The following is a 412-nucleotide window of genomic DNA, read 5'->3' on the forward strand; positions in this document are numbered from 1 at the left end:
TCAACTAACCTTCTCCTCCTACAATCAAAACAATGGCCTCAACCTCAGCCGTTTCAATGGCGCTACCCCTTCCCCGCGCCGCCCACAAGAGGCTTCCGGCCGCCGGGAACCCGATGCCGCTGAGGCCGTCCAAGGCGGCGTCGAAGCCCGCCGGGAAATTCGAAGTGAGGGCCTCGTTGAAGGAAAGGGCAGCGGCTGGAATGACCGCCGCCACCGCCGCCGCGATGACCGCCTCCATGGTTCTCCCAGATGTGGCCGAGGCCGCCAGCAGCGTCTCTCCCTCTCTCAAGAACTTCCTCCTCAGCATCGGCGCCGGCGGCGTTGTGCTCACCGCCATCATCGGGGCGGTGGTCGGCGTCTCCAATTTCGACCCCGTTAAGCGGGGTTGAGCTCTGCCTTTCCCCCTCTGTAT

The 412-nt window shown here is 64.1% G+C and carries 1 protein-coding gene; it reads right to left on the reverse strand.

What is annotated here, in order from left to right; genetic code table 11:
• Positions 1–4: 4 nt before the first annotated feature.
• On the reverse strand, positions 5–412 hold a 408-nt coding region (locus GFJ41_RS20690), incomplete at its 5' end, for a hypothetical protein (RefSeq protein WP_264318558.1).

This window comes from Paraclostridium dentum (genome assembly GCF_012922555.1).
Lineage (GTDB): Bacteria > Bacillota > Clostridia > Peptostreptococcales > Peptostreptococcaceae > Paraclostridium > Paraclostridium dentum.